This is a genomic window from Desulfosoma sp., from assembly GCF_052743555.1.
The window spans coordinates 115,706-139,893 of sequence record NZ_JBRAHS010000008.1; the positions used below are offsets into that span (position 1 = coordinate 115,706).

At 57.6% G+C, this 24,188-nt stretch carries 21 protein-coding genes and 1 tRNA gene; 9 read left to right on the forward strand and 13 right to left on the reverse strand.

Annotated elements, in window-relative coordinates:
• Positions 1-3: 3 nt before the first annotated feature.
• From ACUVSA_RS06815 to ACUVSA_RS06870, 12 genes are all read right to left on the reverse strand, one after another.
• On the reverse strand, positions 4-3,018 hold the full coding sequence (locus ACUVSA_RS06815) for an AIR synthase-related protein (RefSeq protein ID WP_445894251.1): 3,015 nt from the start codon (positions 3,016-3,018) through the stop codon (positions 4-6).
• Between the two features lie 27 nt (positions 3,019-3,045).
• Positions 3,046-3,591 (reverse strand): manganese efflux pump MntP, encoded by a 546-nt coding sequence (locus ACUVSA_RS06820; RefSeq protein WP_445894252.1) that lies wholly within the window; start codon positions 3,589-3,591, stop codon positions 3,046-3,048.
• Positions 3,592-3,650: 59 nt separating this feature from the next.
• On the reverse strand, positions 3,651-4,031 hold the full coding sequence (locus ACUVSA_RS06825; protein WP_445894253.1) for a PilZ domain-containing protein: 381 nt from the start codon (positions 4,029-4,031) through the stop codon (positions 3,651-3,653).
• A 51-nt stretch (positions 4,032-4,082) separates the two neighbouring features.
• Positions 4,083-6,494 (reverse strand): phenylalanine--tRNA ligase subunit beta, encoded by a 2,412-nt coding sequence (pheT, locus tag ACUVSA_RS06830; RefSeq protein ID WP_445894254.1) that lies wholly within the window; start codon positions 6,492-6,494, stop codon positions 4,083-4,085.
• Positions 6,495-6,627: 133 nt separating this feature from the next.
• Positions 6,628-7,638: a phenylalanine--tRNA ligase subunit alpha gene (pheS, locus tag ACUVSA_RS06835; RefSeq protein WP_445894255.1), complete on the reverse strand. Its 1,011-nt coding sequence runs from the start codon at positions 7,636-7,638 to the stop codon at positions 6,628-6,630.
• Positions 7,639-7,643: 5 nt separating this feature from the next.
• Positions 7,644-7,997: a 50S ribosomal protein L20 gene (gene rplT, locus ACUVSA_RS06840; RefSeq protein WP_445894256.1), complete on the reverse strand. Its 354-nt coding sequence runs from the start codon at positions 7,995-7,997 to the stop codon at positions 7,644-7,646.
• Positions 7,998-8,066: 69 nt separating this feature from the next.
• Positions 8,067-8,264: a 50S ribosomal protein L35 gene (rpmI, locus tag ACUVSA_RS06845; protein ID WP_445890415.1), complete on the reverse strand. Its 198-nt coding sequence runs from the start codon at positions 8,262-8,264 to the stop codon at positions 8,067-8,069.
• Positions 8,265-8,430: 166 nt separating this feature from the next.
• Complete coding sequence (gene infC / locus ACUVSA_RS06850; RefSeq protein ID WP_445894275.1) at positions 8,431-8,943, reverse strand: translation initiation factor IF-3; 513 nt, start codon at positions 8,941-8,943, stop codon at positions 8,431-8,433.
• Positions 8,944-8,992: 49 nt separating this feature from the next.
• A complete protein-coding gene (gene thrS / locus ACUVSA_RS06855; RefSeq protein WP_445894257.1) occupies positions 8,993-10,939 on the reverse strand; it encodes a threonine--tRNA ligase in 1,947 nt (648 codons plus the stop codon).
• A 242-nt stretch (positions 10,940-11,181) separates the two neighbouring features.
• Positions 11,182-11,256, reverse strand: a tRNA-Val gene (locus tag ACUVSA_RS06860).
• 73 nt (positions 11,257-11,329) lie between these two features.
• Positions 11,330-11,887, reverse strand: a complete 558-nt coding sequence (locus ACUVSA_RS06865; RefSeq protein ID WP_445890413.1) for a CDP-alcohol phosphatidyltransferase family protein — start codon at positions 11,885-11,887, stop codon at positions 11,330-11,332.
• A complete protein-coding gene (locus ACUVSA_RS06870; protein ID WP_445894258.1) occupies positions 11,884-13,230 on the reverse strand; it encodes a hypothetical protein in 1,347 nt (448 codons plus the stop codon). Before ACUVSA_RS06870 ends, ACUVSA_RS06865 begins: the two co-directional genes overlap by 4 nt.
• A 48-nt stretch (positions 13,231-13,278) precedes the next feature.
• On the opposite strand from ACUVSA_RS06870, the gene ACUVSA_RS06875 reads away from it, so the two are divergent.
• The 7 genes from ACUVSA_RS06875 (at position 13,279) to ACUVSA_RS06905 (ending at position 20,231) form a co-directional block, all read left to right on the forward strand.
• Positions 13,279-13,611: a DUF4911 domain-containing protein gene (locus tag ACUVSA_RS06875; protein WP_445894259.1), complete on the forward strand. Its 333-nt coding sequence runs from the start codon at positions 13,279-13,281 to the stop codon at positions 13,609-13,611.
• Between the two features lie 105 nt (positions 13,612-13,716).
• Positions 13,717-14,520, forward strand: coding sequence for a Crp/Fnr family transcriptional regulator (locus ACUVSA_RS06880; protein WP_445894260.1), 804 nt, complete (start codon positions 13,717-13,719; stop codon positions 14,518-14,520).
• On the forward strand, positions 14,502-15,887 hold the full coding sequence (miaB, locus tag ACUVSA_RS06885) for a tRNA (N6-isopentenyl adenosine(37)-C2)-methylthiotransferase MiaB (protein ID WP_445894261.1): 1,386 nt from the start codon (positions 14,502-14,504) through the stop codon (positions 15,885-15,887). The genes ACUVSA_RS06880 and miaB overlap by 19 nt, the downstream gene beginning before the upstream one ends.
• 54 nt (positions 15,888-15,941) lie before the next feature.
• Positions 15,942-16,442, forward strand: a complete 501-nt coding sequence (locus ACUVSA_RS06890) for a bifunctional nuclease family protein (RefSeq protein WP_445894262.1) — start codon at positions 15,942-15,944, stop codon at positions 16,440-16,442.
• A gap of 9 nt (positions 16,443-16,451) precedes the next feature.
• The gene (ade, locus tag ACUVSA_RS06895) at positions 16,452-18,212 is read left to right on the forward strand and encodes an adenine deaminase (protein WP_445894263.1); all 1,761 of its coding nucleotides are present in this window, start codon (positions 16,452-16,454) and stop codon (positions 18,210-18,212) included.
• A gap of 436 nt (positions 18,213-18,648) precedes the next feature.
• Positions 18,649-19,110, forward strand: coding sequence for a ferritin-like domain-containing protein (locus ACUVSA_RS06900; protein ID WP_445894264.1), 462 nt, complete (start codon positions 18,649-18,651; stop codon positions 19,108-19,110).
• A gap of 86 nt (positions 19,111-19,196) precedes the next feature.
• A complete protein-coding gene (locus ACUVSA_RS06905) occupies positions 19,197-20,231 on the forward strand; it encodes a DMT family transporter (RefSeq protein ID WP_445894265.1) in 1,035 nt (344 codons plus the stop codon).
• Here the strand turns inward: ACUVSA_RS06905 and ACUVSA_RS06910 are convergent.
• Complete coding sequence (locus tag ACUVSA_RS06910) at positions 20,121-20,885, reverse strand: Smr/MutS family protein (RefSeq protein ID WP_445890404.1); 765 nt, start codon at positions 20,883-20,885, stop codon at positions 20,121-20,123. The genes ACUVSA_RS06905 and ACUVSA_RS06910 overlap by 111 nt on opposite strands.
• A gap of 59 nt (positions 20,886-20,944) precedes the next feature.
• On the opposite strand from ACUVSA_RS06910, the gene ACUVSA_RS06915 reads away from it, so the two are divergent.
• Both ACUVSA_RS06915 and ACUVSA_RS06920 read left to right on the forward strand, forming a co-directional pair.
• Positions 20,945-21,844, forward strand: a complete 900-nt coding sequence (locus ACUVSA_RS06915) for a ribonuclease D (RefSeq protein ID WP_445894266.1) — start codon at positions 20,945-20,947, stop codon at positions 21,842-21,844.
• Positions 21,845-21,907: 63 nt separating this feature from the next.
• Entirely contained in the window at positions 21,908-23,668 is a 1,761-nt protein-coding gene (locus ACUVSA_RS06920; RefSeq protein ID WP_445894267.1) for a YcaO-like family protein, read from the forward strand.
• The last annotated feature ends 520 nt before the right edge of the window (positions 23,669-24,188 follow it).

The following is a 24,188-nucleotide window of genomic DNA, read 5'->3' on the forward strand; positions in this document are numbered from 1 at the left end:
CCCTCAGGTTTCCTGCTCAACCCCAGCCGCCGGACCCAAACGCCACGCCTTTCCCAAGGCTTCCACGGACTCTTCCAGCACCACTTGACCCGAAGCGTCGCGAATCGTCCACACCGGCCGCTCACTCACCCTTCCCAGGCACCCCATGGGAAGACCGCGAAAATGGGCTTCAAAGGCATCCTTCAGACGCGGCGCCACGGTGACCAAAAAGCGCCCCAGGGATTCGCTGAATAGGATCGCCGCGGGTGAGAGGCTGTCGTCTACCGGGACGGCACCCAGATCCCAGGCCATGCCCAGTTCCCCGGCAATGGCCGAAAGAGCCCCGTGCACGGCCAAGCCGCCTCGACCCACGGCGCGGCACGAAGCCACCAAGCCTTCCTGCACGGCCGCTTCCAACGCCTGATACAGGCGCAAGAACTTCTCCGGATCCGCCTTGGGAACGCTCAGCCCCACATAGCCCAACTTTTCATAATATTCCGAACCTCCCAGTTCGTGGCGCGTGGTGCCCAGCACATACACCCAGTCGCCGGGCATTTTCAGGTCCATGGTCAGGCAGCGTTCAATGTCTTCCACAATGCTTGTGGCCGTAAACTGCATGGTGGGCAGCCCGGACACCTTGTGGCGTTCCCCGTAAGGCCCCGGCAGATGTCCGTCCACATACATGCTGTCCTTGCCTGAAAGGAGCGGAATCCCGTAGGCAAGGCACATATCCCTGAGGGCCCAGTTGGCCCGCACGAGCTGCGCGGCCTTGTAGCGGCCGTCGGGGTTTTGTTTCGGGTCGTATTGTATGGAGGGCCAGCAAAAATTGTCCACGCCGCCGATTTCGTTCAAAAGCCCTCCAACCGCCAGAAGCCGGCGCACGCATTCGTCAATGGACGCCGCCACCATGTGGTAGGTGTCGATCTGGCCGTAGGTGGGATGCAGTGCCTGAGTGACAGCCAAGCCGCGGCGGGAGGTCAGCACCGGGCGCAGCACCGCGGCGTCGTTGGGCACATCTCCGCGCCGGCCGACAAGCAATTTGATGACACTGCTGCCTTGCACTTCGTGGTCGTATTGGCGCTGAATCCATTCGCGGCTGCACAGGTTCGGCGATGCTAAAAGTTCGATTAAAAGACGGCCGTACGCCGTGGGTTCGCTCAGAACGGGCTCCGTCAGACCACGGGATGCGGGGGACCGCCAGTGGGCTTCGAACTGCCACTGCGGAAAATCTTCCCGGAAGAAACTCAGGTCCAGGTAACCGCAGGTTTTGCCGTGATAGGTCAGGTGCAATTTTCCTGTATCTTCGTAACGGCCGATGGCCGTGCATTCCACTTCATGGAGCGCCGCCAATTCCATGAAACGGTCCACGTTTTCGGGCCGCACCGCCACCGTCATGCGTTCCTGGGATTCCGAGACCCAGATTTCCCACACATCCAGGCCTTCGTATTTGAGCGGCACGCGATCCAGAGCCACATGGGCACCGCCCGCCAGATGCGCCGATTCCCCAATGGACGAGGACAGACCGCCGCCGCCGTTATCGGTAATAAAGGTGATAAGCCCCTCGTCTCGGGCTTCCAGCAAGAAATCGTGCATCTTTTTTTGTGTGTACGGGTCGCCGATCTGCACGTGGCCTGCAGGCGTCTGTTCGCTGTAGCCTTCACTGGAAGCCGTGACCCCGTGAATCCCGTCCTTGCCCACGCGCCCTCCGGCCATAATGATGATATCCCCGGGGTGGGGCTTCTTTTGTTCCGCGGGTTCTCCACAGATGGTGCGGGGCATGAGCCCGATGGCCGCCACAAAGACAAGACATTTTCCCAAGTACGATGGATGATGGAAAAGGTTGCCGAACACCGTGGGCACGCCGTGTTTATTGCCGCCGTCCCGCACCCCCGCCACGACCCCGTCCAAAAGGCGCCGCGGATGCAAGTGCGGTCGCAGAGGACCGGCATAGTCTCGAGGTCCCACACAGTAGCCGTAGAGGCCAGCGATAAGCCGCGAGCCTTTGCCGGTGCCCATGGGATCGCGATAGACGCCCACAATGCCCGTCAGCGCGCCGCCGTAAGCTTCCATGGTGGACGGACTGTTGTGGGTTTCTCCCGTGATGACGTAAAGGTGGTCCTCATCAAAGCGGGCGGCGCCGGCGTTGTCCCAGAGCACTGAAACCACCCAGTTTTTTTGATCGCGCGCCGCCAGCGTGGGCGCTTCGATGCAGGTTTTGAACAGATTGTCCACCACGGTTTCCCGGCCCGTATCCAAGTCCTTGTAAAGAAAAAGGCCGCGAAAGGTGTTGTGGTTGCAATGATCGCTTCGCGCCTGGCTGATGGCTTCCAGTTCCACATCCGTAGGTCCATGCAAGCCGACGCGCGCGCGTTCCCGAAGCACCTCCGGGCGCAAAAAATACCGGCGAATGACGGGAATGTCCCGAGGGTTCAAAGCCAGATGGCGCGCATCGCTCAGGGCCTTTAATTGCTCATCGCTTTCCATGGCGATGGTTTCCACCGCGGGCGTGTGCCGCAAGGCCACCTTGGGTATAATGATGCCGATCCCCTGTTCGGAATCCCACTCCTCACGCGCGGCAATGCGCCACTGTTGAATGATGTCGTTGGCCAAAAGTTCGCGGGCGATGGTTTCCACTTGAGAACGGTCCAAGGCGCTCTTTTGCAAAAGAAAAATCTTGGAGGTGTAGGCCGCATCGTGGGGGCTCAGGGGCCGGCGAAGATAATCGGCGATGGCTTCCAGGGCCACGCTGCCCGCCGTATCCCGCACGCCCGGTCGATACCCGACCCAGACGGCCCATTGAAAGTCAAAAGCCGTGGCCAAAGGTCGAAAAGAAGAGATCTGCGAGACGGGATTGGTGAAAATTTCCCGCCGCACCTCTTCCAGTTCCTTAAGGCTCAGGCCCGTCTCCAACATGATCACGCGAAGCACTCGAGCCCCTTCCACGTGCCAGCCGAAATACTCGCGAATCTTGCGGCACAGCTCAAATCCTTCGGCATCAAACAGATGGGGTTTCAGCGCGATTTCCAGTCGAACCGCCATAGTGTTCCTGGTCAGTCTGTGGGCTGTTCAGTCCAAGAGAAGCTTAAAGGCGATGGCGATCAGCACAAGGCCGCCAAAGACACCCATGCGCCGCCCCCAGAGGACGGAGAAACGGTTGCCGATGCGCATGGCCGCCCAGGTCATCACGGCGGCCGTGATCCCGATGACCACCGCCGCTCCCAGCAAGTGGCGACCCAAAATACCCAAACTGAACCCCACGCCCAAGGCGTCCATGCTGGTGGCCACAGAAAGCACCACCAAGCTCATGCCCCGCGTGGGATCCGCACACACCTCGTGGGATTCCTCACCCCGCACGCTTTCATAAGCCATTTTTCCGCCAATGAAAACAAGAAGAAAAAAAGCCAGCCACGGTCCGCACCGCTGCACCAGGTTCACCAGGTAAAGACCCATGGCCCAGCCGACAAGGGGCATGGCGAACTGAAAGAGTCCGAAATGAAAGGCCAGCCGAAAGATTTGCCGAGGCGCACAAAACCTGGTGCCCACACCAAGCCCCACAGCAAAGGCGTCGCAGCCCAAGGCCACGGCAAGAAGAAGGGTTTCCAAGGCACTCATGGGAGGTTTTTCGAGCGGCCTTTCGAGCTGGAGGTTCAAGCGCCTTTCCAGCCATAGCTTTAGGTGTAAAAGATTTCGTACTGCGTGCCGTACACTCTGTAGCGCTGAGAAAAATCGGCGAGAAGGCGCGCCGTGGCCGCATCCAGTTCCACAAACTTCACACCCATGCCTCGAGGCGTCACGGCGTCTTCGGCCCCATAAGGATTGGTCCACACCACCTCGGCTTCCACGTCGATGGGATTCTTCAGACCGGGGAAAAGGAGGCTCATGCGCAGTCGCGCCTGGAGCGGCGCCGGATCCGCACACAGCACCAGCATGCCGATTTCATTAAAATGACAGGACCGGCCCAGACCCTTTCGGGATTCGTGGACAAAGGTCACGTGACACGGTTTGGGACGATCCTCTTCACCTTTGTCCTGCAGGATGCCGTTGGCTAACATGGAAATCCTTCAAGAACGCGCACGCAAGAGTTGAGCCGCATGAGGGCCATTTCAGCGCAAGGTCGCCTGAAACCGCTCCAGCACTTGTGCCGTAACCCGCTCATGCACGGCATTAACCTCTTCATCGGTGAGGTTGCGATCCGCGGCCCGATACACAATCCGGTATCCCACCCCCTTTTGATGGTCGGCCAAGGGCTTTCCGCGGTAGAGGTCAAAGATGGACACGGATTCCATGAGCGGTTCCGGCAATGAGCGGATAAAGGCCAAGGGGTCGGCCACCGGCAGTTTGGCTTCCACAACGAGCGCCATGTCCCGAACAACGGATGGAAACTTGGGCAGCGGAACAAATCCGGGATGGGGATTCCGGAGAGCAAACAGCGCTTCAAAATCCAGTTCGAAGTAGTAGGCTTCGCGCTTGAGATCAAAGGCTTCCTGCACATCGGGGTGAATGCGCCCAAGGGAACCCACTCCACGGCCCTTCACTTCCAGGGTCGCACCATATCGCGGATCCCCATAAGGGGGGAGCGCGTCCCGGGTGAAACGATACTGGGATTCGTCCAGATGTAGCGCCGCAAGAACCTCTTCCACCACCCCTTTGACGTCCGTGTAGTCCACCGGGTCCTCGGCTCCATAGACCGGTCGAGGATCCCGACGGCCCACCACCACCCCGACCAGATGATGGTCTTCTCGAGGCAGCAGCTCACCTTGTCGAGGCAGAAAGACCTTGCTCAGTTCAAAGATCCGCACATCGGTGTTGCCGCGATCCAGGTTCAGCCGAGCCGTCTGCAACAATCCCGGAAGAAGGGATGTGCGCATCACGGCCTGTTCCTCGCTCAGGGGATTGCGCAACCGCACCGGCTGCAGCCTCACGTCGTCCTCGACGAGCCGCAGGGATCGCAGCGCTTTCTCGGAAGTAAAGGAAAAGGTGAGCACTTCGTGGTACCCGGCGGCCTCCAAAACCCTCTTGAGCTCCCCACGGGTCTGGGCATGAGGATCCACGGGATCGCTGTACAGGGGCACCTGCGCATGGGTCACCGGCACCTTGTCGTATCCGATCAAGCGGGCCACTTCTTCGGCCAGATCCACTTCCCGGGTCACATCCGGTCGAAAAGAAGGCGGGATGACCTCAAAGGTTTCGGCATCCACGGATTCCACGTCCATATGCAGAGACCGCAGCACATCGACCATCTGGTGCGCGGACAGATTCATGCCCAAAAAGCGATTCACCTTGGAGACACGCAGCCGAATGCGGGGCCGAGGCACAGGCGTGGGATACACGTCCAAACGCCCCTGAGCAATGGATCCTCCGGAAAGCTCTTGCATGAGCTGCGCCGCTCGGTCGACGGCCCGCAGCACCCCTTCGGGATCCACGCCGCGTTCGAAACGGTAACTGGACTCCGTTCGCAACCCCAGTTTGCGACTGCTTCGGCGAATGCATTCCGGTTGAAAATAGGCGCTTTCAATGAGAACCCGCGTGGTGGATGCCGTAATTTCCGACTCCAACCCTCCCATGATGCCCGCAATGGCCACCGGGCCTTGCCCATCACAGATAAGCAGAGTGTCATCAAAGAGGGTGCGTTCCACACCGTCCAGTGTCACAAATTTTTCTCCGGCCACGGCGCGACGCACCACGATGCGCCTTTCACGCAGCCGGTCGAAATCAAAGGCGTGCAAAGGCTGTCCCAGTTCCAAGAGCACGTAGTTGGTCACATCCACGATGTTGTTGATGGAACGAATGCCGGCGGATTCCAGACGGCGTTGCATCCATTGAGGGGACGCTCCGATGGTGACCCCTTCGATGAGGCGCGCTGCGTAGCGAGGGCAGCCCACGGGGTCTTCCACCGTCACAGAAGCCAGCGTTTCGATCCGTGGTCCTGTCTCTTTCACATCAATGACCGGATAACGCACGGAGGTGCCGCAAATGGCCGCCACTTCCCGAGCCATGCCCACCATGGACAGGCAGTCACCTCGGTTGGGTGTGATGGCCACGTCCAGCCGCACATCGTCGAGATCCAAGGCGTCCGCCAACGACAGGCCTATGGGCGTTTCCTGCGGCAGAATCCATATGCCGGAAGCGTCTTCGCCCAGTTGCAGTTCCTTTTGGGAACACAGCATGCCCTGCGACACTTGGCCGCGAATGGTCGCTTCCTGAATCGGCATGCCGGACGGCAACACCGTTCCCGGCAAAGCCAGGGGCACCCTTTGGCCTTCCGCCACATTAGGCGCGCCACACACCACGCGCCGTTCTTGGTGGCCGTCATGGACTCGGCAAATCTTGAGCTTATCGGCTTTGGGGTGCGCTTCCACGGCCGTTATGCGCCCCACCACTACCGTTTGCAGGTAGGCATAGGGTTTTTCCACGGCTTCCACTTCGAGCCCCACCATGGTCAGCCGTTCCGCCAACTGTTCCATGTCCATGGTCAGGGTCACGTAATCGCGAAGCCACTCGCCGCTGACAATCATGGATTATCCCCTTTTGATGAACCTGGGCGGGCGGGCCGGTCTCACCAAGGCAAAGGGCACGACCATGCGCTCTCGTGCCCTTTTGCGTGCTCCGTCCAATCCGCGCCGCCGACCTCGTGAGTTCGTCATCCCCTCAGAACTGTCGCAAGAATCTCAGGTCGTTTTCAAAAAAGAGCCTAAGGTCGTTGATGCCGTATTTGAGCATGGCGATGCGCTCGATGCCCATCCCAAAGGCAAACCCGGTGACTTCATCGGGATCGTAGCCCACCATCTTGAACACTTCCGGGTCCACCATGCCTGAGCCAAGGATTTCAAGCCAGCCGCTGTGGGAGCACACACGGCATCCCGCCCCTTTGCAGATGACACATTGAATGTCCACTTCGGCGCTGGGTTCCGTAAAAGGAAAGAAGCTCGAGCGAAACCGCAGGCCCACATCGGGGCCGAACATCTGATGCACAAAGACGGTCAGGACTCCCTTGAGGTCGCCGAAAGAGACGCCCTGGCCCACCATGAGGCCTTCTACCTGATGGAACATGGGAGAATGGGTCACGTCGGAATCGCACCGGTAGGCCTTTCCCGGCGCGATGATTTTGATGGGCGGCTTCTTGCGTTCCATGGTGCGCACCTGCAGGGGCGATGTGTGGGTGCGTAGCACCACATCTTCGGAGACGTAGAAAGTGTCTTGCATGTCCCGAGCCGGATGGTCCTTGGGAATGTTCAAGGCTTCAAAGTTGTAGTAATCCAGCTCGACCTCGGGACCTTCCACCGTTTCAAAGCCCAGCCGATTGAAAATGGCGGCGATTTCCATGGCGATTTGCGTGATGGGGTGCAGCCGCCCTCGAAGGGGGCGTCGGCCGGGCGCCGTAATGTCCAAAGAATCGCCGCTTTGAGCCGCCTGTTCTTTGGCCCGTTGAATGGCCGCATCCAGGAGCGCCTCCAGGCGGGCCTTGACATCGTTGAGGATTTTTCCTACAGCGGGGCGCCGGTCCGGGTCCACTTGACCCAGGGCCTTAAACAAGGCCGTCAGTTCGCCTTTGCGCCCTAAATAGCGCACCCGCAGCGCCTCCAGCGCCTTGAGGTCTTCCGCGGCGGCGGTTAAGGCCTGTTCCGCTTGATCGAGCAGGGCACGGGCTGTGTCTTCCATGGGTTTTATGCAACTTCTTTGGCCAGGGCCACCAGTTGAGCAAAGGCCTGGCAATCATGAACCGCCAGCCCCGCAAGCACCTTGCGGTCCAAAGCCACCTGAGCCTTCTTCAGTCCGTCCATGAAACGGCTGTAACTCATGCCATGCTGACGGGCGGCGGCATTGATGCGCATAATCCATAGGCTTCGAAAATCACGCTTTCGCGCCTTTCGATCCCGGTAGGCGTAAACCAAAGCCCGCTGCACCGTTTCCTTGGCCGTGCGCAACAGCTTGCTTCGCCCCCCTCGATACCCCTTGGCCATCTGGAGAATCTTTCCGCGCCGCTGGCGCGATTTCACCGCTTTTTTTACACGAGGCATGGTACCAGCTCCTTCCGTCCTTCTTCACGCGCGCCGTGCCACAGACGGCGTTTGCCTTCTCGGTTCGTTTCAGGCATAAGGAAGCATGCGCGAGACAGCCCTGAAATTGGCGGAGTCCACCAGGGTGGATTGGCGCAGAGCGCGTTTGCGTTTCGCCGTTTTCTTGGTCAGAATATGGCTCTTGCCCGCCTTGGCTCTCGCAAATAAACCGCCACCCGTGCGATGAAAGCGCTTGGCGGCTCCACGTTTGGTTTTCAACTTGGGCATGAATTCCTCCACAATTCTTTCATCAGTGGTCGCAACACATCACCTGTGGCTCACGCCACTCTGAACCGCGGTCTTTCGGCGACTGAAGCGTGTAATCTATTGACAGGCCCTATGGGTGTCAAGCCTTTTGTCCCGTGGCACCCGCCTTGAAGGGCGCTCGGGAACCTCAAGACTTGGGGGCGAGAATCATGACCAGGTTGCGCCCTTCTATCTTTGGCGGCATTTCCACCACCACCTCGTCCTTGAGTTCCTCCAACACCCTTTGCAGGACCATCTCGCCTCGATCTTTAAAGGCAATCTCTCGGCCTCGAAAGATCACTGTCACCTTGGCCTTGTCCTTTTGGGCCAAAAAGCGGCGAATATGGCGCACCTTGGTCTGGATGTCGTGTTCGTCGGTCTTAGGTCGAAGTTTGACTTCTTTGACTTGAATGACGGTTTGCTTCTTTTTGGCTTCTTGAGAACGCTTACTCTGCTGGTAGCGGAACTTGCCGTAATCCATGATCTTGCAGACTGGCGGATCGGCAGTAGGCGCCACCTCCACCAAGTCCAGCCCTTCTTCTCGAGCCGCGTTCAGAGCCTCTTCCAAGGACAGAATGCCCAGTTGGCTTCCGTCCGCACCAATGACGCGCACTTGCCGTGCGCGGATTTTTTCATTGATGTTTTCTTGTTCTTTTTTCAGAGCCTGGTCCTCCCTTCGCTTAAGGTCACGCTTGCACACCGCGGCCATGTTACACCGCGCCCAAACCAATCCGTCCACCGGACCCTTCCAGACATTCCTTTTGCAAGAGTTCGATCACCGCTTCGGGGCGCATGATTTCCAATTGCCGCCCGTCTCTTCTTCTGGGACGCACCGCTTGAGCTTCCACTTCGCTGTCACCGATGACCAACATGTAAGGAATTTTTTGCATCTGTGCTTCTCGAATCTTGAAGCTCAACTTTTCGCTGCGTTCGTCGAGATCCACACGCACTCCCGCGGCCTTCATCTGTTCATACACGGCACGGGCAAAGGGCAGCTGTTTGTCCGTCACGGTCACAATCACGGCCTGCACCGGGGCCAGCCATGTGGGAAAGGCGCCGGCATAATGTTCAATGAGCACACCCAGAAACCGTTCCATGGCCCCGAGGATCACGCGGTGCAGCATCACCGGCCGATGCCGTTGACCGTCCGGGCCCACATAGGTGAGGTCGAAACGTTCGGGCAAAGTGAAATCGCATTGAATGGTGGCGCATTGCCACTTGCGTTCCAAGGCGTCTCGAAGCTTCACATCGATCTTGGGCCCGTAAAAAGCCCCCTCCCCTTCGCAGATTTGATAGGGGATGCCCTTGTCCTCTAGAGCGGCCATGAGCGCCGTGGTGGCCCGTTCCCAATCTTCATCGGTGCCGATGGACTTTTGCGGCCGCGTACTAATCTCCATTTCGTAGGAAAACCCAAAGAGCCCCATGACCTCGATGACGAAGTCCACAATGCCTTGAATTTCCGCGTGCAATTGTTCGGGCGTGCACAGAATGTGCGCATCATCCTGCGTGAACTGGCGCACGCGCAAAAGCCCATGCAGCACACCGGATTTTTCGTGGCGGTGCACCGTGCCCAGTTCGAAATACCGGATAGGCAGATCCCGGTAACTGCGCACCTTGGATTTGTAGATGAGCATGTGCGAAAGGCAGTTCATGGGCTTGATGCCGTAGGATTGCCCCTCGATTTCCGTAAAGTACATGTTTTCCCGGTAATTGTCGAAATGGCCCGATCGCTTCCACAAATCGGTCTTGAGCAGCGTGGGCCCCATGACGATCTGGTAACCTCGACGCAGATGCTCTTTCTTTTCAAAAGTCTCCAGAATATGCCGCAAAAGGGCTCCCTTGGGATGATAGATGACCATTCCCGCGCCCACTTCGTCGGAGAAACTGAAAAGATCCAGTTCCCGCCCCAGCCGACGATGATCCCGGCGCTGGGCTTCGGCAAGGAAATCCAGGTATTTTTTGAGCCCTTTGGCATCGGGGAACACGGTCCCGTAGATCCGCTGCAGCATGGGATTGCGTTCATCCCCGCGCCAGTAGGCTCCAGCCAATGACAGAAGCTTATACGCCTTCACGCAGCCGGTGTCGGGAATGTGTGGCCCTCGGCACAGATCCACAAACGTTCCCTGGCGGTACACGGACACCGTGGGTTCCGTGAGCTCTTCCAGAAGTTCCACCTTATAGGTTTCCCCGCGTTGGCGAAACAGTTCTATGGCTTGTTCTCGAGGCATCTCCCGGCGCTCAAAGGGCAAGGCCGCCACAATGATTTCCGCCATCTTGGCTTCAATCTTTTCCAGATCCTCAGGGCTGAAGGACTGGGGTGGGTCGAAATCGTAGTAGAAGCCGTTTTCAATGGCCGGGCCGATGGCGATCTTGGTTCCGGGAAACAATTCCTGCACCGCCTGCGCCATGATGTGGGACGTGCTGTGACGAAGAATCTCCAACCCTTCCGGAGACTCCGGCGCCAAGGGTTCCAAGGCGCCGCCCTCTTCAATGGGCGCTCGAAGATCCAACAGCTTACCGTTCAGCCGAGCCGCCACCCACGTATTCTTGGTTCTTTTCCATTGGGCCAAAGCCTCCGCAACGGCCGTCCCTTTGGGCACTTCCATGGATGTCCCGTCTGAAAAGTTTACACGAACGCTTTCTGCCTGTTCCGCCATGGTTGTTTTCTTCCCCTCTTCCCGCTGCAGCCGGTGTGGGGCTGGGCGCGGTGCCGCATCCATAAAAAAAGCATCAGCCGCCTCAAGACGGATCCGATGCTTTGTACTCCATTCAACCTGTCTGGGCGCTGAAAGGAAAAACCCGTACCCCGTGCTGTTCCACCCGCGAGCCTTAAACCATTCTCTGGTACGTTGGTCTGCGTCCGATTTCGATTCCGTGGACCCCGTCAAGAGGTTCCACATGGTAGGCACGGGCGGGATTGAACCGCCGACTTCTACCGCGTCAAGGTAGCGCTCTCCCACTGAGCTACGTGCCTACGAAGTTGGCTTTCCTATTAGCGAATCGGTGCCCACCGTGTCAAGGAAAATGCTGCCCCTCATCCATGGCTGTCACGGGAATCCGGCCATTCCCGAAGGTCGGCCTTTGTCCCAGAGCCGCATCCCCACAAGGATGTAGTGCAGTCCGCTGGCCATGGTAATGAGTCCAGTGGCCACATAAAGGAGGCGGCGCAGCCCCATGGACCAAGCCATCAGAGGCTGCGACAGTGTGACCAAAACGGTTAGAATCTGGGCCAATGTGGTCAATTTACTCACAAGGCTCGGACGAATTTCCAAAGGAATCTGAAACAACCAAAAGGTCATCACCCCGGTCAAAATCAGCAGGTCTCGGCTGACGGCTACAATCACTAAGGCATTGGGCACCAGGTGCATATGCCCCAGCAAAATGAAGCTGCTCACTAAAAGAATCTTGTCCGCCAAAGGATCTAAGTACGCCCCCAGTCGACTCCTTTGATGAAACACGCGGGCAATGAAACCGTCCAGACCATCGGTGATGCCGGCCACAAAGAAAACCGCCAGGGCGCCCGAGAGTCTCTCGTTCACCAGAAGCCAGACGAGCAGGGGGGTAAGCAGGATGCGCAGGAGCGTCAGGATATTGGGAACAGTCATTGGGTTTTTGATTCCTGGGCCGGGGACGCTTCCGGTTCCACGGGCATGGCTTCCACGGTAAAGGTCAGCGTGCGGGCGGAGGGGTCAATGCCCTCTAAACGCACAACCATGGCCGCGCCTATGCGCATGCCGTCCAGCACCTTTGCCGCTTCAGGAGGCAGGTTCTTGGTTCGCGCGTTCACGCCCTCCGTTTTCAAAACCACCGACTCCACGGCAAATTCCTTGGATATTTCCGAAAGCCTTTTTTCCATGGCCAACCATGCGGCATAGGCCGCATCGCCCTTGACGGCCATTTCCCAGATGCCGACCGGAAGATTTGCCGGAGTCGCAACAGGGGCTGTGGGTGCCGGCTTGGCGGCCACCGGCCCTGGGGTAGTCCCTCCGCGGAAGACCCCTTCCATTTTGGAAACCGTCACCGCCGCCAAAAGAAGCAGACTTTCCAGGACGTCCTGCCCGAGAGCCGAGACCCGTTCGTCCACGATCCCCGCACGCCGCCCGGAACCCACCTCCACCACCTCCAGTCGAACCGCCAAGGCGTCACCCATTTTCTGCGCCGTCCCCATCACCAGGTGGGACGCTCCCAATCGACGGGCCTCTTCCAACCACGGTGTCATATGTTCCGCCGTCAGAGGAAGCTCCTTGGGCAGCATGCCCGGAAATTCCACCTGCCATCCATAGTCCGAGGCTTCGTCGGCCACCCACCGGGCCAGGCCCCCTGAGGTCAATAGGGTGTCTCTGGTAAAGGCAAACCACGACCCGTCCCAGTTTTCCGCCACCACCCACAAAATCCGCTTCTCCACTGTTTCAGGGCGCGAACGATCCAAACCTGTAGGTTTCATCTGTGGAGGCGGCACCCTGGCCGTCACCTCGCGCAGCGCTTCTTCGTGGAAAGCTTCCGAAGCTCCTTCTCCCGTGGAAGGTGGGGCTTGAGCGATCAAGCCCAATTTTTCCAAATCGGCTCGCAGCATTTCCAGGGCCACGTCCACGGCTCCTTGCACGCGGTAAAGATCCCCGTCTGTGTATTCGCCGAGGATTTTATAGCTCTGGGCGTACCGTTCCGCCTGGGAAAGAACATCCTTTCGAATCTCTTTGCTTTTCTGGGACAGTTCCTGCCCCGAAAGGATGGTTCCCACGGCTTGCCACACCGCCTGATGGAGAAGATCCTCAAGGGCTTGAGCGCGGGATTGAGCGCGATTGCTCGGCTGCAAGGGGGCGGTCCCCTGCGCCACAAAGGTCTGGGGACCTGCCTGCGCGGTCCCTGCCCACGGCTCGATCCCCAGGCCAAGCCCCATGACGAGACAAAATAGCCCGAGCACCCATCGGTGGCCGAAATGTCTTTTCATGGGTCCCTCACCCTGTGTGCACCCCGATCCTGTGGAAAAGCCTTTGAGATGCCCTATCCCGAAACATCCTCTCTTTCCTGCACTAATTTTTATTGTTATCATAAGTTGATTCTCAACTCAAAGTTCAAAGTGGCGGGATGTGACTCCATGAACATGGATCGATGTCGGGTTTTTGAGGTGTGGATGGATCCACGACACATCCATTTGCTCACTTCCATCATCGAAGCTTACGAAGGCCTGGGTGTGGTCACCACAGAAGATCCTCGACTGGCACACGTGCGCATTGCCGTGGCTCCGGGCTGTGAAGGGGACCTTTTGACTGTGCTCGATCATGAAAGAGAACGCCTGGGCATTCGATCCTTTGTGCACGGCGTTTCTTGAAATACGCTTTGGGTTGGACTAAGAGGAATGGGACGGTAACGATGACCGGAGACATTGAAAGCCTTGAGCGGCAGGAAACGTTTGAACCCAAAGAGGCCACATGCCATGAGTGACACGCGCTTTCGGCCTGTCCATCAGGCCCCCAACGGCTCAGGTGAACCTCAACCCTATGCGGCGGAAGCCCGCACGTATCAGGAAGGGGAGCTCATCGTGGCGGAGGACGAGCCCCTTGAGGGGTTTTTTGTCATTCTGGACGGCCGTGTGCGACTTTCCAGAGGGGACCGTCGAGTGCGCGTCTTGAGGGAAAAGGATGTCTTTGGGCTGGAGTCCATGGTCTTTAAGAAAAGGTCTCCTCTCAGCGCCAGAGCCCTGACACCGTGCCGCGTGATGTTTTATGAGACGGAAGCCTTTGACGACTTTCTACACACGCGTCCTCGAGCCTTTCGCGAACTGGTCATGTCGCTGCTTCGGCAACTGACGGACACTTCCTTTGCCGTCAACGGTGAAGAACCGCTTGTCCTGTCCAGTGATGTGGAAGTGCGTCATTACGGGGACGGGGAAACCATCATTGTGGAAGGGGAAGACAGTAAGGAATTTTACCGCTTGATTTCTTCGGACGGCGGCCTTCGCGTCACGCTTCGAGGGGTCGAAATCGGTCGCATCGACGGCCTGGGGGATTTTTTCGGGGAGATGGCCTGCTTACTCAAGGTCCCGCGCCAAGCCACGGTGACCAGTATGGGGGAAAGCCTGGTGCAGGTCTATCGGCCACAACGCTTGGAACAGATCGTGTCTGAAAACCCTCAGCTGGCCATGAAAATCATCGGCACTCTCGCCCGGCGGCTTTCATCTGCCAATATTCGTTTGACCGAAAAGGACATCAGGTCGAAAGAATGGAAGGACTTTGTGTGAATCAGGCCGCGCAGCCGCGGCGACTTTACGTGCACACCTTCGGCTGCCAGATGAATACCTACGACTCCCTGCGCGTGCAACGGCTATTGGCGCAAGACGGCTATGCCCTTACCACCAACGCGGCCGACGCGGACGTCATTTTTGTCAACACATGTTCTGTGCGGGAAAAAGCCGAACAAAAGGTTTTTTCCCTGCTGGGGCGCTTGCGGCGTCTGAAATGGCGCAAGCCTTCTCTCATCATCGTGGTCGGGGGCTGTGTGGCACAGCAACTGGGATCCTCCCTTTTGGAACGCTTTCCCTTCGTGGATATTGTTGTGGGCACCCGGGCTTTAGGGTCGTTACCCAACATTGTTCGTTCCGTCCGCAGCGGCGCTCCACGGGTAGCGCATCTGCCGGACCAGGATGAAGAAGGCTGGCGGGAATTGTTCGGGCAAACCGAAGCTTGGGTCACGGACGTGGTGGCTCCAGTGACGGTCATGCAGGGTTGTGACAACTTTTGCACCTATTGCATCGTGCCCTATGTGCGCGGCCGGGAACGCAGCCGTCCCAGCCGGGAAATTCTTCAAGAAGTACAGTTGCTGGTGGAAAAAGGAGCCCGAGAAGTCCTTCTCTTGGGCCAAAATGTCAACAGCTACGGCAAGGGGTTGCAGGAAAAAACACGGTTTTCAGATCTGTTGCGCCTTCTCGCTCAAGAAACCGACGTGGTTCGCCTGCGCTTTACCACATCGCATCCCAAAGACCTGACCGAAGATTTGATCCAGTGCTTTGTGGATCTTCCTCAGTTGTGCCCCCACATTCACCTGCCTTTTCAAGCCGGGTCCGACCGCATTCTTCAAAAAATGCATCGCGGCTACAGCGCGGAAGAATACATCAGAAAAGTGGAACTTCTTCGAGGCGCCTGCCCGGAAATCAGCCTCACCGCCGATGTCATGGTGGGGTTTCCCGGAGAAACACGAGAGGATTTCCAAAAAACCTTGGATCTCATGCGATGTGTGGAATTCGACGCCCTCTTTTCCTTTCGCTATTCGGACCGGCCCTATACGGCGGCCCGTCTGTTTCCTGACAAGGTGAGCGAGCAAGAAAAGGCAAGTCGCCTCACCGAACTGCAGGCCCTACAGGCGGCCATCACCTTGAAAAAAAACCTTTCGGAAGTGGGTCGCACCCGCGAAGTGTTGGTGGAATCGACGAGCAAAGCCGGACGAGGACAAATGAGCGGGCGCACGCCTCAAAACAGGATCGTCAATTTAGAAGGCTCGCAGGCATTGAAAGGCCGCTTGATTCCGGTCACAATTACGGAAGCCTATGCGCATTCGCTCAAGGGACGACCGGTTTTACCGCTTCGCACCTCGAGCGGGATAGGGGCGTAAGGTTCGGCAAGCCCCCAGTGCACTGCCTTCGCTCTTTCCATACGAGGAGATCCCATGTATCGATTGATGAAGGTTGCCGGTTTGGTTATGGACCCGCAGACCAATACGCCCATCGTCATTTTAAACGACCCCAAAGGGGACGACCATTTGCCCATTTGGATCGGTCTGCTGGAGGCCACTTCCATTGCCACTGAACTAGAAAAGATTAAGTTTCCGCGTCCCATGACCCATGATCTGGTGAAAAATCTTCTGGACCACCTGCAGGTTCAGGTGGAAAAAATCGAAGTCTACGACCTGAGGGAAAACACGTACTATGCCTTGATCTACTTGCGGACCGAAATGGGCATCAGTCCCATCGATTCGCGCCCCAGTGACGCCATTGCCATTGCGCTGCGGACCAACGCCCCCATTTACGTGAAAGAGGATGTGCTGCGGCGTTCCCAAAAGGTTTCGGAAAAAGAAACGCCTCCCGTCTTTCGCCAGGAAGACAAGGACAATCTGCAAGAGCTGCTGGAGAAGCTAGACCCGGAAGATTTCGGTAAATACAAGATGTGAGCCTTCACGATGGTTTGTGAGCGCCATGCCGCCATGATGGATGGGGAGACCCTGGCGGATCTCATCGCGGTGGCCCGCGGCACGCAATGCGCCGAACTGTGCCTGAAAAACGCGCGCCTGATCAACGTCTGGACGGGGGAGGTGCTGAGCCAGGATCTGGCCGTGCACCGCGGCCGCTTTGTGGGTTGGGGCACCTACCAAGGCCTTCAAGAAATCCCGTTGAACGGGGCTTACGTGGCCCCTGGATTCATCGACGCGCACCTTCACCTGGAAAGCACCCTGCTGTGCCCGGCGGAATTTGCCGCCGCCGTGGTCCCTCACGGCACCACGGCCGTGGTGCTGGATCCTCACGAAATCGCCAATGTGTTGGGGCTGCGCGGTGTGCGCGCCCTTATACAGGCCTGCGAGGGGCTTCCGCTGGATTTTTTCTTCATGCTTCCCAGCTGTGTGCCCGCGGCTCCCCTGGACCCTGCCGGAGCTGTGCTTCGCGCAGCCGACCTGCAGACCGTGCGGACCCGTTCCAATGTCCTTGGGTTGGCGGAAATGATGAATTTTCCCGGGGTGCTGGCCATGGATCCCGAGGTTCTGGATAAGATTGTTCTATTTCAGGACACTTTGATGGACGGCCACTGCCCGGGACTCAGGGGCTTGGACCTCAACGCCTATATCGCCTGCGGCATCCACTCCGACCACGAAACCACGGACCTTGAAGAAGCTCGGGAAAAACTGGCCAAGGGTCTCGCCCTCATGATTCGAGAAGGCAGCCAATCCAAGGACCTGGCTTCCCTTCTTGACGCCGTCACTGACACCACATGGCCTCGATGCCTGTTCGTCTCCGACGATCGCCACCCCACGGATCTGCTTCACGAAGGGCACATGGACGCCATTGTGAACCGTGCGACGGCTTTGGGTATGGATCCCGTGCGCGCCGTGGCCATGGCGTCTTGGAATCCGGCCCATCTTTTCGGGCTTCGGCGCCGAGGAGCCTTGGCGCCAGGATATATCGCCGATTTTTCCGTCAGCCCAACCCTCACCCCCTGGAATCCCGTGATGGTGTTTAAAGACGGGCGTCTGGTATCCTCGAACGGGTGCCTCTGTGAAACCACCTTCACAGACAAAAACGCTTTGCTGGAAGCCCTGCCCAGCCCCATGGCCGTCCGGAACGTGGAGGTGGAACGGTTTCGCGTTGCCGCGGCAGGACGGAACCTGCGCGTTATCGGAGTGCGGGAAGGCTCTCTGATAACGGATCATCGGATTCTTCCCGCCACGGTTCAGGACGGTTTGGCGGTCTGTGATCCTTCGCGGGATCTTTTGAAAGTGGTGGTCTTCAACCGGTATTCGGGATCCGAAGCGCCCGAGCAGCCGGCGGTGGGTTTTGTGCAGGGCTTTGGACTGAAAGAAGGCGCGTTGGCCGCCACGGTGGCCCACGATGCGCATCATCTCATTGCCGTGGGGGCCAGTGATGAAGCCATCAGTCGTGCCGTGCGGGCCGTGGTGGAAAGCCGAGGCGGTTTCTGTGTCAGTCATTCCAAGGGTGTCGTGGCCCGAATGCCTCTGCCCCTTGCCGGGCTCATGAGCGTGGAGCCCTTGGATCGTGTGTGTGCAGCGCTGGAAGAGGTCACCCGAGCGGCGCACGCCCTGGGTTCAAGGCTTCGGCATCCCTTTATGGCCCTGTCTTTTCTTGCTCTGCCGGTCATACCGGCCCTCAAGATAAGCTCACGGGGGTTAGTGGATGTGGAACGGTTTGCCATTGTGTCCCTGTTTGTCTGAGCCTCAGGCGAAGGCCTGCGCATGGGCTGGAACGTATCTGAAAATGGCTATTCGGGGCCGTTTTCGTTGCATTCTTTGAGAGCTCCGCAAGGCGCGGTCTTTCCATGGACCCAGACGGCCATGGAACCCGCGTCAGTCCGAAGTGCCGCTTGCGCCGCTCCTCCTGAAGGCGTTCTCAAACAAGCTTTAGGGCTTCCGAAAATGCCTATTTTGGTCAAATGCAGCCTTGTAATTCATTGAAAGTTTTGAGCCCACACGAAAGACATCGACGGAACGCATGCGGTGATGGTTTCAAGACAGGTACCCAAGGGCCAATGGAGAAAAGAAAGGGGAAACCAGTTGCTTCGAGCCGAGCGGTTCTGTTATGAGGAATCAAGCTCGCGGCTCGCCGCTTAGAAGAAATTTTTCCAACAATGGACCGAAAGAGGAGGCCACTATGTCCGTCTTGACTTGTCGATCCTTTGCTGACGTGGTGAATTTCGCTATCAAGAAAGAGGAACTGTCCATGGATTTTTACCAGCAGTGCGCCGATAAGGCCAAGAACCCCGGCATCAAGGAATTCTTTCTGGAAATGGTCGAGGAAGAGAAGAAACATCGCGAACTGCTCAAAGGACTGGATCCCGCCGGGCTGGAAAGCTTCAAGCTCGACACGGTGCAAGATCTTAAGATCAGCGATTACCTTATGGACGTTCCTTTTCGACATGATATGACGTACCAAGAGGCACTCACACTGGCCATGAAAAAGGAAGAAAAGGCGCATGCCTTTTACAGTGCCTGGAAAGACAAGTGCATACACGAAAAGACGGCCAAGGTTTTTGAGATGCTTGCGCAGGAAGAGATCAAACACAAACGCAAGATTGAGGAAATCTACGACGACCAGATTCTCAGCTGGGATTGATGGCGGACTGAACGATTCATTCCACGAGAGAACCCGCCGGCTCTTCATGGGGGTTCTCTCTTTTTTTGGCGCTTCAAGCACACCCCATGCATCCAAAGGCAAAAGGTTACTTGGCGGCCCTGACGGCGTGTGTGATCTGGGGAGGATCCTTTGTGGCCACCAAGGTGGCCCTGCTCAGTTTCACACCCCACGGACTGCTCGTTCTGCGCTTCGCCATGGCGTGCGCCATTTTGGTGCCTGCATTCCTGGTGTTTCAAAGGGAGGTGTTGCGTCTACGGGACCTTGGGCTCTTTTGCCTTTTGGGCTTCATGGAACCGGGTTTGTATTTTCTGTGCGAAACGCGAGGTCTGCTCTACACGAGCGCATCCGTGGCGTCACTCATCATCGGGTCTATTCCCGTGTTCGTGATGCTTTTGGCTTCCATTTTCCTAAAGGAGCCGTTGCACCTCAGGACCGCGCTGGGCACAGCCATGACCTTGGTGGGCATTGCCTTTCTCGTGCACAAGGACTTAGCTGCGGCCTCGGTGGGCCCTTCTCTGCTTAAGGGCAATCTGCTCATGATGGGCGCGGCCCTATGTGCTTCGGTCTACACCATCGTCAGCCGCTCTTTAAGCGCTCGGTACCGCCCCATGACCTTGACGACCATTCAAGCGACGTTTGCCACGGTCTTTTTCACCCTCTTGGCCTTTACGGACGAGTCCTCCGTCGTGTTGAGTCCTTTATCGGCATCGGCCCTGAGCAGTTTGATCTTTCTGGGTGTGTTAGCCACACTGGGGGCGTTTTGGCTGTACAATTTTTCCTTGAGTGTTCTGCCGGCATCTCAAGTGGCCGTGCTCATCAACCTGATTCCACTGGTGACTGTGCTGAGCGCGCGTGCGCTCCTCAACGAGACCTTGTCCTGGGCTCAATTGGTGGGCGCCCTCCTTATTCTGGCGGGCGTGCGCGTAAGCACCTCTTCGCACCAAGGGGCCGAGCGCGAGGGCTTGTTCAAGATCTTACAGGTTCTACGATCAAAGAGCCGGCGTGCACACGGGGGTTTTCCCCTTGCGGCGCCGCAGCAACACATAGACGGCTCCAGCCCCGCCGTCCCACGTTCTGGCGCTGGCAAAGGCCAAGACTAGTCCTTTGAGGGGCGCTCGGGTCAGCCATCCCACAAGGTTCCGCTTCAATACAGGTTCCTTGCCTCTGGAATTGAGCCCGCGCCCGCAAATGACCAGCACGCAGCGCAGACCTCGTGTGTGGCTGCACACAAGAAAATCCGTCAAGGCCCTTTGCGCTTCTGGGCGGGTTAACCCGTGCAGGTCCATGTGAGCCTGATAACTGAAGTCGCCGTTGCGCAGCCTTTTGAGGATGTGGGGCGCCAGGCCGATCACCGCACCGTCCATGTATTCATCGGAAAAATGCACGGAAAACCGGCTTTCTCCGCTCACCAGTTCGGCCAAATGCGCCAGCACCTCGGCATCCTCGAGCCGGGCAAAATGAGGAAAACGGCGCGTCGGCCCCTTGGGGGCCACACGACGCCGGGAATCCTCGGGCAAGGGCGTCACGTCGTCCACAGCCCTCAAGAAAAGATTCGCTTCCGTTTCGGGCGGCGCCTTCACCACGGTATCCTTGGGCAGCCCTTGCGAAAGGCTCTCCTGGCTCGCACCCCGCTTCTTCTGGTGTTTCCCGTATTGATTCAAGCAGGAGAAGGGAGTATAGAAGCCGTGCTCTTTGACGGGCGGCGGGCTTTCATGGGCCGACGGGGTCTTGATTCTTTTTCGTCTTCGACTCATGAGCGCACTCCATAGGTTTTGGACACACAACCCAAGGGCATAAACCGGGACACGTATTCATGCGTCCTTACATCCTCATTGCATCGGACCAGAGGCTGGAAGAGGCCATTTCGACGCTTCTCACGTGCCGTCGCATCGCCGTGGACACCGAATCCAACGGCTACTACGCCTATTATGAACGGGTTTGCCTGATCCAGTTGTCCACGGACCAGGACGACTACATCATCGATATCTTAAACATCGCCCACCCGGCGTGTTTGTCAAAGCTTTTTGAAAATCCGGCCGTGGAAAAGATCTTTCATGCAGCGTCCAACGACATCGGAGCTCTCAAAAGAGATTTTCAGTTCACTTTCCGCCATGTCTTCGATACCGCCATCGCCTGTAAACTGCTGGGGGAAAAGCGCCTCGGCCTTTCCCATGTTCTGGAAACTCATTTTCAGGTGCAGCTGGACAAAAAATGGCAGCGTTGCGACTGGGGAGCGCGTCCCTTGAAAGACAGTCAACTCCATTACGCGCGCCTGGACACCCACTACCTCATTCCCTTGCGGGATAAACTGCATGAAGAGCTGGTTCGGCGCGGCCTGTGGCCTCAGGCGCAGGAAGCCTTTGCCAAGGTGTGCGCTCAGGCGCCCCCTCGAGAACGCTTTCCCGCCAACGGCTATGAGCGGCTTCCGGGCACGCGCAGCCTTTCTCGAAAAGCCAAAGCCCTCCTTCGCGATCTGTACGCCTATCGAGACACGTTGGCCAGACGAGTAAATCGCGCCCCCTTCCGCGTGCTCCCCAACGAAGCCCTTGTGCGGTTGGCACAACGCCTGCCCACAACCATGGAAGAGCTTCGTGCCGTCAAGGGATTGCCTCAGACCATTAAGACAGGCACCGAGGCTCGGCAACTCTTGGCCGTGATTCGTGATGCCCTGGAAGCCCATCCAAACGCTGGCGAACAAAGCCTGTTTTCGTGACAACGGCTCAACCCATGGCACGGCACCGCCTTTACGAGTGAACCCCGAACAACTTTAGGACTCATGGAGGGCACTGTGATTCTCGATGCGCACCTTACCTTACAAGACTGTTTCAAAACCTTTCGCCATGACCAGGAAAAGGCCAAAGATCCTCAGGACACCGTGCGCTGGGTTCGTCAACGCCTGGAAAACCTGAACATGGATATTCTGGCCGAGACCCTGCGCATCGATACCGGGCGTCTGAACATTCCCGTCTATATCAGCCTGTGCGGTTCCGACGCATCCCCACTAACAGGCACCAAGAAACAGATGGGTAAAGGCGCGACCCCAGCCCAGTCGGAAGCCAGCGCCCTTATGGAACTCATGGAACGGTTCAGCTTTTTCTCCTTTATTCATGCCCAGAGGTTCCTGAAAGCTTCCATAAAAGCCTTGCGCGGCCCCTTTACGCCACCGGAACGGCTTTTGCAGTCCGTCCATGATCCGGAAACCCCTGTAGAGCGCGTGCGCTCTTTTCTGGAAACCTGTCCCTTGCGCTGGGTTCCCGGCCGGAACTTCACCGACGAACAAGACGAATGGGTTCCCATCGATTGGTTTTATCTCATCAATGAATACAACGGCCCAGCAGCGGGAAACACGCTGGAAGAGGCCGTCTTGCAGGGTTTGTGCGAGGTGGTGGAACGCCACGTGGGGTCGGTGATCTCTCATGAGCGGCGCATCACCCCGGCCATTGATCTTCAAAGCGTCGACGATGCGGCGGCTAAGGAGCTGTTGGAAAAGTTCCAGCGGTGCGGCATTCGCCTGTTTGTCCACGATTTCTCCTTGAACACGGGGATTCCCTCCGTGGGGGTTCTGGCCTACGATCCCGAAACCTTTCCCCAGCGCAGTGAAATCGTCTTTACCGCAGGCACCACGTCTCATCCCGCAAAATCCCTGTGCCGCGCTTTGACGGAAGTGGCCCAACTGGCCGGCGATTTTGAAAACCGCACCACCTACAAGCCGACGCTGCCCAAGTACGCCTCCCTTCAGGAAGCCCGCTATTTTATGGAATCCGACCGCACGGTGCCGCTGACGGCCTTGCCCGATATAAGTCACGACAACATGCGCGTGGAAATTCAGCAGGCCGTTCAGAGCTTGTCCCGACTGGACCTGCCCGTTTTGGCGGTCAATGTGACCCACGAAGCTTTGCAGATTCCCAGCGTGTATGTGATCATTCCCGGAGCGCACTTCTTGGAGCATACGCGCCAGACGGATTTCGCTCAGCACATGGCCCGAACGATCCTTCGAAGCCTTGAGCCCTTTGAGGCGCTGTCCCACCTGCGCCGTCTCGCCGACCTCTTTGGGCCCCGCTTTGACCTCACCTTTTTTACAGCTCATGCTCTGGAAAAATTAGAACAATTTGAAGATGCGCTGGCCCTCTTTCAACAATCGCTTACCCAGAAACCGGACCCCAAGGAAATCGCCAGCATCTATGTCCATATGGCTTCTTGTCACAAAGACCTCGGCCGCTATGAGGAGGCGCTGGAAGCGCTGCAGGAAGCGGAAAAATGGAATGCCACGCTCAAGGAAATCTATAACCTCAAGGGATTCTGTTTCTATCAACTCAAGAAACACCTGCAGGCCATTGAATCCTTTGAAAAAGCCATCGACATCGACCCAGGATCCGCCATCGACTACGCCAATATCGGATCCAACTTGAGAGAAATGGGGCATTTGCAAGAAGCCTTGCGTTTATTTGAAATGGCTTTGGAACTGGATCCGTCCCTGGATTTTGCGCGAGACAACGCGCGCCGATTGCGGGCGCAGCTGGCCGCTCCAAGTCAATGACGAAGGCTTTGCCATGGGCGGGGCCGTGAGGCAATGCGCGAACCCACGGCGGCATCCCCGCGGATCAAGCTTTTCACGGCAAAAGGTATCATGGAACTTCGCCCTTATGGGCCCTCGGCTCGCTGGCGCATGGCCATCAATACCCCACTACATGGGACCATGGGACCACCTCCTTGTGGGCCAGGGGCCACACGGGCAGCCATGAGCCCAAGTTTGTCACTTTTCTGCGTAAGGTAGTGATATTGTTGGGAGTGCATTTTCGATTCTTCACTACAAATTTTTCATTTGACGGTCATCAGCCTTTTGAGGGGCCGAGGCCAGACGGCGAGAGCATTGTCAATTTTCAAGTGAACCGGTTCGGGCTCTGACGTGCGCCGAAGATGGATGACCTGCCCCCTGTCGTTGACCATGCTGGTGGTCACGCGGACTTGGCCGCTGAGATGCGTTCGTAGAGTTGTCCGTTGGAGAGCTTCCAAAGCTTCGTGTCGGAAAGATCCGTTCGTGAGGAGCGCGGTCGATA

Excerpts from the sequence above, each read along its gene's own strand:
- ACUVSA_RS06815 (WP_445894251.1), bottom strand. The coding sequence starts at position 3,018 with ATGGCGGTTCGACTGGAAATCGCGCTGAAACCCCATCTGTTTGATGCC.
- ACUVSA_RS06820 (WP_445894252.1), bottom strand. The coding sequence starts at position 3,591 with ATGAGTGCCTTGGAAACCCTTCTTCTTGCCGTGGCCTTGGGCTGCGAC.
- ACUVSA_RS06825 (WP_445894253.1), bottom strand. The coding sequence starts at position 4,031 with ATGTTAGCCAACGGCATCCTGCAGGACAAAGGTGAAGAGGATCGTCCC.
- pheT (WP_445894254.1), bottom strand. The coding sequence starts at position 6,494 with ATGATTGTCAGCGGCGAGTGGCTTCGCGATTACGTGACCCTGACCATG.
- pheS (WP_445894255.1), bottom strand. The coding sequence starts at position 7,638 with ATGGAAGACACAGCCCGTGCCCTGCTCGATCAAGCGGAACAGGCCTTA.
- rplT (WP_445894256.1), bottom strand. The coding sequence starts at position 7,997 with ATGCCTCGTGTAAAAAAAGCGGTGAAATCGCGCCAGCGGCGCGGAAAG.
- rpmI (WP_445890415.1), bottom strand. The coding sequence starts at position 8,264 with ATGCCCAAGTTGAAAACCAAACGTGGAGCCGCCAAGCGCTTTCATCGC.
- thrS (WP_445894257.1), bottom strand. The coding sequence starts at position 10,939 with ATGGCGGAACAGGCAGAAAGCGTTCGTGTAAACTTTTCAGACGGGACA.
- ACUVSA_RS06865 (WP_445890413.1), bottom strand. The coding sequence starts at position 11,887 with ATGACTGTTCCCAATATCCTGACGCTCCTGCGCATCCTGCTTACCCCC.
- ACUVSA_RS06870 (WP_445894258.1), bottom strand. The coding sequence starts at position 13,230 with ATGAAAAGACATTTCGGCCACCGATGGGTGCTCGGGCTATTTTGTCTC.
- ACUVSA_RS06875 (WP_445894259.1), top strand. The coding sequence starts at position 13,279 with ATGCCCTATCCCGAAACATCCTCTCTTTCCTGCACTAATTTTTATTGT.
- ACUVSA_RS06880 (WP_445894260.1), top strand. The coding sequence starts at position 13,717 with ATGAGTGACACGCGCTTTCGGCCTGTCCATCAGGCCCCCAACGGCTCA.
- miaB (WP_445894261.1), top strand. The coding sequence starts at position 14,502 with ATGGAAGGACTTTGTGTGAATCAGGCCGCGCAGCCGCGGCGACTTTAC.
- ACUVSA_RS06890 (WP_445894262.1), top strand. The coding sequence starts at position 15,942 with ATGTATCGATTGATGAAGGTTGCCGGTTTGGTTATGGACCCGCAGACC.
- ade (WP_445894263.1), top strand. The coding sequence starts at position 16,452 with ATGGTTTGTGAGCGCCATGCCGCCATGATGGATGGGGAGACCCTGGCG.
- ACUVSA_RS06900 (WP_445894264.1), top strand. The coding sequence starts at position 18,649 with ATGTCCGTCTTGACTTGTCGATCCTTTGCTGACGTGGTGAATTTCGCT.
- ACUVSA_RS06905 (WP_445894265.1), top strand. The coding sequence starts at position 19,197 with ATGCATCCAAAGGCAAAAGGTTACTTGGCGGCCCTGACGGCGTGTGTG.
- ACUVSA_RS06910 (WP_445890404.1), bottom strand. The coding sequence starts at position 20,885 with ATGAGTCGAAGACGAAAAAGAATCAAGACCCCGTCGGCCCATGAAAGC.
- ACUVSA_RS06915 (WP_445894266.1), top strand. The coding sequence starts at position 20,945 with ATGCGTCCTTACATCCTCATTGCATCGGACCAGAGGCTGGAAGAGGCC.
- ACUVSA_RS06920 (WP_445894267.1), top strand. The coding sequence starts at position 21,908 with ATGGAGGGCACTGTGATTCTCGATGCGCACCTTACCTTACAAGACTGT.